This is a genomic window from Mycobacterium sp. 1274761.0 (assembly GCF_001668615.1).
GTDB lineage: Bacteria > Actinomycetota > Actinomycetes > Mycobacteriales > Mycobacteriaceae > Mycobacterium.
The window spans coordinates 202,096-208,996 of the sequence record NZ_LZMC01000057.1 but is presented as its reverse complement, the minus strand read 5'-3'; the positions used below and the strand labels follow the sequence as shown (position 1 = coordinate 208,996).

The following is a 6,901-nucleotide window of genomic DNA, read 5'->3' as shown; positions in this document are numbered from 1 at the left end:
CTAGTTGGGGGGGGGTGGTGGGGGTTGGTAGGGGTCGTACCACCACCAGTCGGCGCGTTCGCCGAGAGGTCCGGCATAGGGCGGCACCTCGGGTGGGGGTGTGGTGGGTGGGCGGGCCAGTGTGCTGTTGGTCATCACCGCGCCGGTGGCGTCGGTGACGACGAGGTGGTCGGCGGGTCCGGTGATGGTGATGCCGCCGCGGTGGTGTAGCCGGTGGTGATAGGGACACAGCAGCACCAGGTTGTCCAGCTCGGTGGCCCCGCCGTCTTCCCAGTGCCGGATGTGATGGGCGTGCAGCCCGCGGGTGGCCCCGCAGCCGGGCACCGCACACGTGGGATAGCGGTACTCCAGTGCGCGGCGCAGCCGGCGGTTGATCACCCGCGTGGAGCGGCCCGCTCCGATCGGTTGGCCGTTTCGTTGGAACCAGACTTCGCAGGTGGCATCACAGCTCAGGTAGCGGCGGTCGGCATCAGAGAGCAGCGGGCCCCGATGCAGCGCGCCGATGCGGTCGTTGACGTCGAGGTGCACCACCACGGTGGTGCGGTGGGCGTGCGGGCGCCGCACCACCTCGGCGTCCCAGCCGGTCTCGATCAGCCGCAGCAACGCATCCACCGTCGAGGGCCGCGGCGGCGCGTTCGTGGAGGCACCGGTGTCGTGGTCGTGGTTCCACTCGGTGATCAACGCGTCCAGATGTGACCCCAGCGCCGCGTCGAACGTCGCCGCCTCCGGATGGGGCAGGGTGATGCGCCACGTGGTGGACACCTCATCGCTGGTCGTGCTGATCGAGCGCGCCGCCTCCACCACCGGCTCCGGCGCCTCGTCCGCGTCCTCATCGTCGTCGTCGTCGGTGGTGTCGTGCGGCGTGGCGGGTGGGGGTGCCGGCGGTGATTCCAGCTTCAGCGCGGTGCGCAGCTGGTTGACCGTGGCCACGCTGGCCAGCTGTGCGTAGTGCTCATCCGAGCCTGCACCGGCGCGCGCGGCGATCACCCCGACCTGATCCAGCGACAACCGGCCCTCGCGCAACCCCGCCACACACTGGGGGAACTCCTCACAGCGCTGCGCCAGGGTGGCGATGGTGGTGGCGTTGGCCGTCGAGGCGCCCAGCTTCCAGGCCACCAGCGCCGCCACCGACCGCGTCCCGGTGATGCTCCACAACCCGTCGCGGTCGATCTCGGCGACGATCTCCACAATGCGGCCATCGATCGCGTTGCGCTGACCGCACAACTGCGACAACTCCTCGAACAACACCTCCAAACGATCACACGGGCGCACCGTCACCGCGCCCTCGACATCGAACATACATTCGATACTGCCACAACCCACCGACAAGACGGCAGCAGAACTAGTCGCCTTTTTTGCCGTGGCCCTTTTTCTTGCCGGGCGGCCCTGCCGGCTCGACTTGCTCCGGCGGCGGTGGCGGGGGTGGCTCGGATGTCGGCGGCGGCAGAGCAGACGACGTTGGCGTGGTAGGCAACGACGTGTTGGTGGTCGCCGGCTTCGGTGTGGACGACGGCGACGTCGTCTCGAAGAGAATCAGCACGGCGGCCAGCGCGATTGCGAACAAGCCGGCGGCGGCGAACAAGATCCTGCGGTTGCGATTGGGCGCCGTCACCGGTGCGACGGCCACGGTGGCCGGCGGCGGCAACGGCTCGGCCATCACCATGGTCGGCGGGCGGCCTGAAATAGGGTGCGGCACAGCGAATAACGCGGCGCGCATGGCATCAGCAGAGGGAAAGCGCCACTGCGGGTCCCGAGCCATCGCCCGTTCGATCACCGACACCAACGCGGGGTCGACGTCCGGGCGCACCATCGACAGCGGCGGTGGGGTGTCGTCGGCGATGGCCCGCGCCAACGCCACCAGGTTGTCCTGCGGGAACGGTTTGTGACCCGTCAGTGCCTCGTAGCCGATGACCCCGACCGCGTAGAGATCGTCGGCGACGGTCGCGGGACGGCCCGCCACCCGGTCGGCGCTGAGATAGGCCATCGTTCCGACGACCTGCCCGGTCATCGTCGCGGGTGACTCGGCGCTCTTGGCGATGCCGAAGTCGGCAACCTTCACGTCGCCCGACGCGGTCAGCAACACGTTGCCCGGCTTAACGTCCCGGTGCAGGATGCCCGCCGCATGCGCAGCGGCCAGCGCCGAGAGCACATCGTCGAGGAGGGCGCGAACCCGCGCCTGCGGCATCGGTCCCCGCATCAACTCGTCGGCCAGCGTTCGGCCCGACAGCCTTTCCATCACGATGTAGGGCGTTCCGTCATGCTCGCCGCTGTCGTGTACCGCCACGATGTGCGGGTGGTTCAACCCCGCGGCGGCCCGGGCCTCCGACTCGAACCGCGCCCGGCTGTCGGGCTGCACGCTGAAGGCGGGATGCAGAAGTTTGACCGCGACGGGCCGATCCAATCGCCGGTCCCACCCGTCGCGAACCTCGGCCATGCCGCCGCGGCCAAGAATCCCCCGCAATTCGTAGCGGCCGCCGAGAATCTCTGGCGCTCGCACACCCCTACGCTAGCGCGACCCGATCAGCGGGCGGGAACCGTGGGCACCGCCGACGTGCCCGGCCAGCAGCCAAGCGGGCTGATCTTGCCCTCCCGCGCGTTGTCCAGACACTTGCTCACCAACACGTTCGGGTTGTCCGACACCGACGCGGCCAGGATCTCGTTGGCCCTCGCCTCGGCCGCCGCGGTCTTGGCCCGCTGTTCGGCTACGCGGGTGTTCGCTTTCTCGACGTTGAGCGCGTTGATCCGGCTCTGCGTCGCCTCGTCGTAATTCACGAGCGGGACAATCACATTGAGTATCTCGACCTGGTCGCCGACCTTGGCGCGGAGCTTGGCAGCGACCTTGTCGCCGAGGGCCTGAACGTTGGCGCCCTCGGCGTTCTCCGGAGCCAGCGGATCGAAATCCGCGAACACCTCGTTGAGCGCCGCCCTGAGCTCACGGGTGACCAGGTTGTCCCGGACATTGTCGAATTCCCGGTAGTCGAGGAACAATTCGTCGGCGGCAGCGGGCTGAATGCGCCACCGCACGCTGTTGTCGACATTGGCGGTGGAGTTGTTGCCGAGCCGCACAGTGGTTGCCGACTCCCCGGCGTGGTTGTCGATCTGGATGGTGCCGTTCATCTCGGTGACGTTCTGCCACGGCGCCTTGAGGTGAAGGCCGTTCGACAGCGTGCCGCTCGGCCGGCCGAACGTCGTGACCACGCCGATGTTGCGGGTCGACACGATGGTGGTCGAGCCGAGAATCAACATGATGACGGTGAGGCCACCGGCGATGGCCGCAACTCGCAACGCGCGCGCCTTACCGGGTGCGCTGCTCGAGGTGGCCCGGACAAGCAGGGCTACGACAGAGACGATGTGAAACAGCAACGCGACAATCAATTGCCATGGCATCGGCAAATGGTATCGGGGATAACGGGTTTAGTCGGTCGATACCGGCTACCCGGCTTACACAGCCGGGCAGTAATGCATCGGGTTTCCCCGATGCTCGACGGGCGGCAGATTGCGCGCCGGCGTCTCGACGAGCGGCGCGTCGACGGGCAGTCGGCCGGTCGCACGGTCATAGGCGCTGCGCTTGCGCGGATGCATCAGCATGCGTTTGGGCAGCACCTTGGTGGCGAGGGTGACGACCTCACAGAACCGCCGATGCAACCACTCCTGGCGAGGCGACCAGGTGTAGCCCATCAGCTCCCTAACCGGCGGGTCGTAGAGGGCAACGGTCATGAATGTCAGGAAGCGTTGCATGACTTTCAGATTCAGTCGCCACAGCGGATCCGGCACCCATTCCAGCGACGGGTGTTTCGGCATGGTCGACAGGTCCATCACCTCGCGGGCCGCCCAGTTGTTCTCCAACACGTTGCGGCACATGTGATCCCAGTACTTCTGGAATTCCTCCCAGGACTTCGGCACCGGACGCATGCTCATTCCGTACATCCGGTACCACGTGATGTGTTCGTCGAACAGCTGTCGGCGCTGTTCGTCGGTCAGGCCGCCGCCGAACTTCTCGGCGGCCAGCAGGGTCGACTTGAAGAACGTGGCGTGGGCCCAGTAGAAGACGTCGGGGTTCAGTGCGCTGTAGCGGCGGCCCTGCTCGTCGACCCCCTTGATGCCGATGTGGTAGTCGCGGACCTCTGCGCCGGTCTTGGGTGCGCGATCGCCGTCGAAGACGACGCCGCCGATGGGATAGACCGACCGAAGCAGCCGGGGGATCCGCTCCATGAAGAAGATCGAGTGGTCTTTCACCGCTGCGCCGAGTTGCGGGTGCATGTTCTGCATCGACCCGGCCCAGGTGCCCTGAAGCAGGCCGGTCCACTGACCGAAGTATCTCCACGTCAGCGAGTCCGGGCCCAACGGCGCCGGCACCGCGTCATAGCCGCCGCCCGACACCGGGCATCCTGCGGCAACCGGTGTCGTTTCCCTGGTCGCCGGGCATGCCTCAGACGTATCTTGGGTCACTGGTGTGCTTCCGATCGGCGTTGGAGTCGTTTTGACTACGTGCGTTGTCACCGCGAGTCTAGGAGTGATGTGCCTGAGGGTCAACGACGAGGCCGATGGTCCGGCGTTCCGCTCGAGGACCGTCAGGCGCTGCGTCGCGACGAGCTGATCGCAGCGGGCGTCGAATTGCTCGGCGGCGAGGGTGGGCCAGCGCTGACCGTGCGCGCGGTGTGCAGGGCGACCGGGCTCACCGAACGCTACTTCTACGAAAGTTTTGCCGACAGGGACGAGTTTGTTCGCGCCGTCTACGACGACGTATGCGCGAAGGCGATGACCACGCTTGCGTCATCCACCAGTGCCCATGACGCCGTCGAACGGTTCGTCGCCCTGATGGTCGACGACCCGACCCGCGGTAGGGTGCTGCTGCTCGCGCCGACGGTCGAACCGGTGTTGACCAGGTCTGGGGCGAGCTGGATGCCCAGTTTCATCGAGTTGCTGCAACGCAAGGTCACCCGCATCACCGAGATCACCGAACCTGCCAAGCAGGCCATGGCGGCCACGGGGTTGTTGGGCGCGCTGACGGCGCTGTTCATCGCCTATCTGGATGGCAGGCTGACAGCCACCCGCGAACAGTTCATCGACCATTGCGTCGATATGGTTCTCAACCGGGTGTCGACGTCCTGACGCCTCAAGAGGCGAGAACTAGCCGGCGGGGATGTTCTCCGTGGCGCCCGGCGTTTCGCCGGCCTGCGCGAGCTCTTCTTGCTGGCTCTGTTGGGCCGCGGCCGCCTCTTCGGCCTTGGCCGTGAACGCGCGACCCTCCGGGCTGGCCGCCGACGCTCCCGGCGTCGTCGCCGTCGCGGCTCCACGGTTGCAGTTCAGCGTCAACAGCACCTCGTTGTCGGCATGCCCGAACGAGCCCACGAGGTCGCGGACAAACGGTGCATCGGCGGCATTGGTGACCAGACAGTCACCCATCGCGTCCTGGCGATCGCCCACGGTGACGGCGATCTTCGCCGTGCCGCCGCCCTCTTCGATCTTCGAAACGGCGTCACCGTAGGTCATTCCCACCACGTCCGGAGCGGCGGAGGCGATGCCCGCGCCCGACAATCCCAGCGCGCCGATGGCAAGGCCTGTGGCGCCGACGCCGGCCGAAATGATGATCTTCTTCACGTGCCCACCTATGTCTGAGGCCTACGTTGCGAGGAACCTAGGCGCCGTTGTCTGCCTGCGCAGACCATACCTCTGACCAGCCAATCCCGCGACCAAGACGGCAGCCGCGGCCGATCTGGGTACCCGAGGTGAGCGCGTCGGAAATCGTGACCGATCCGACGCCGCAACACGGTCCACGGAACTTGATGTCACCGGGTTACACAGATATATTCACTGCAACCAAGAGGTACAGATAAACCCGAGGACCCCGTCTGAGTATCGACGGAGGGTCCACCCGCTAGGAGGACGCAGGGCTGATGCACGAGAACCTGACCGACCTGCATCTGCTGCACGAACTCGAGCCTGTCGTTGAGAAGAATCTCAACCGGCATCTCTCGATGCGCAAGGACTGGAACCCGCACGACTACATCCCGTGGTCGGACGGCAAGAACTACTACGCGCTCGGCGGCCAGGACTGGGAGCCCGGTCAGTCGCAGCTGTCCGAGGTCGCCCAGACGGCGATGGTGCAGAACCTTCTCACCGAGGACAACCTGCCGTCCTATCACCGCGAGATCGCGATGAACTTCGGCATGGACGGCGCGTGGGGCCAGTGGGTGAACCGCTGGACCGCGGAGGAAAACCGGCACGGCATCGCGCTGCGCGACTACCTGGTCGTCACGCGCGCCGTCGATCCCGTCGCGCTGGAGACCCTGCGTCTCGAGCAGGTGACCCGCGGCTTCAGCCCGGGCCAGAACCAGCAGGGCGACCTGTTCGCCGAGAGCCTGTTCGACTCGGTCATCTACGTGACGTTCCAGGAGCTGGCCACCCGCGTCTCGCACCGCAACACCGGCAAGGCGTGCGAGGAAACCATCGCCGACCAACTGCTGCAACGCGTTTCGGCCGACGAGAACCTGCACATGATCTTCTACCGCGATGTCAGCGAGGCAGGCTTCGAAATCGCGCCGGATCAGGCCATGCACTCGCTGCACCGCGTGTTGCGCAATTTCAAGATGCCCGGGTTCACCGTTCCGGAGTTCCGGCGCAAGGCCGTGATCATCGCCGTCGGCGGAGTGTATGACCCGCGCATCCACCTCGACGACGTCGTGATGCCGGTGCTCAAGAAGTGGCGCATCTTCGAACGCGAGGACTTCACCGGTGAGGCCGCCCGAATGCGGGACGATCTCGGCGTGCTCGTCGAGGAGCTCGAGGAGGCCTGCGAGAAATTCGAGGTCGCCAAGCAGAAGCGTCTCGAGCGCGAGGCGAAGAAGGCCGAGCGACTGGAATCGAAGAAGGTTCTGGCGTCATCAGCGTCCTGACCGAA

At 66.4% G+C, this 6,901-nt stretch carries 7 protein-coding genes; 2 read left to right on the top strand and 5 right to left on the bottom strand.

From position 1 onward, the window contains the following. From A5651_RS11615 to A5651_RS11600, 4 genes are read right to left on the bottom strand one after another with little or no spacing between them, the layout of a single operon-like run. Nucleotides 1–1,299: an HNH endonuclease signature motif containing protein gene (locus A5651_RS11615; protein WP_066979939.1), complete on the bottom strand. Its 1,299-nt coding sequence runs from the start codon at nucleotides 1,297–1,299 to the stop codon at nucleotides 1–3. Between the two features lie 43 nt (nucleotides 1,300–1,342). Further along, a complete protein-coding gene (locus A5651_RS11610; protein WP_082943709.1) occupies nucleotides 1,343–2,497 on the bottom strand; it encodes a serine/threonine-protein kinase in 1,155 nt (384 codons plus the stop codon). 23 nt (nucleotides 2,498–2,520) lie between these two features. Then, on the bottom strand, nucleotides 2,521–3,387 hold the full coding sequence (locus A5651_RS11605) for an SPFH domain-containing protein (protein WP_066979936.1): 867 nt from the start codon (nucleotides 3,385–3,387) through the stop codon (nucleotides 2,521–2,523). A gap of 54 nt (nucleotides 3,388–3,441) precedes the next feature. Beyond that, on the bottom strand, nucleotides 3,442–4,449 hold the full coding sequence (locus tag A5651_RS11600) for an oxygenase MpaB family protein (protein WP_066979934.1): 1,008 nt from the start codon (nucleotides 4,447–4,449) through the stop codon (nucleotides 3,442–3,444). A 69-nt stretch (nucleotides 4,450–4,518) separates the two neighbouring features. On the opposite strand from A5651_RS11600, the gene A5651_RS11595 reads away from it, so the two are divergent. Continuing rightward, the gene (locus tag A5651_RS11595; RefSeq protein WP_066979931.1) at nucleotides 4,519–5,112 is read left to right on the top strand and encodes a TetR/AcrR family transcriptional regulator; all 594 of its coding nucleotides are present in this window, start codon (nucleotides 4,519–4,521) and stop codon (nucleotides 5,110–5,112) included. Between the two features lie 18 nt (nucleotides 5,113–5,130). Here A5651_RS11595 and A5651_RS11590 read toward each other — a convergent pair whose 3' ends face one another. After that, nucleotides 5,131–5,601, bottom strand: a complete 471-nt coding sequence (locus A5651_RS11590) for a hypothetical protein (protein ID WP_156662840.1) — start codon at nucleotides 5,599–5,601, stop codon at nucleotides 5,131–5,133. 296 nt (nucleotides 5,602–5,897) lie between these two features. On the opposite strand from A5651_RS11590, the gene A5651_RS11585 reads away from it, so the two are divergent. Beyond that, complete coding sequence (locus A5651_RS11585; protein WP_066979925.1) at nucleotides 5,898–6,896, top strand: acyl-ACP desaturase; 999 nt, start codon at nucleotides 5,898–5,900, stop codon at nucleotides 6,894–6,896. Nucleotides 6,897–6,901 lie beyond the last annotated feature (5 nt).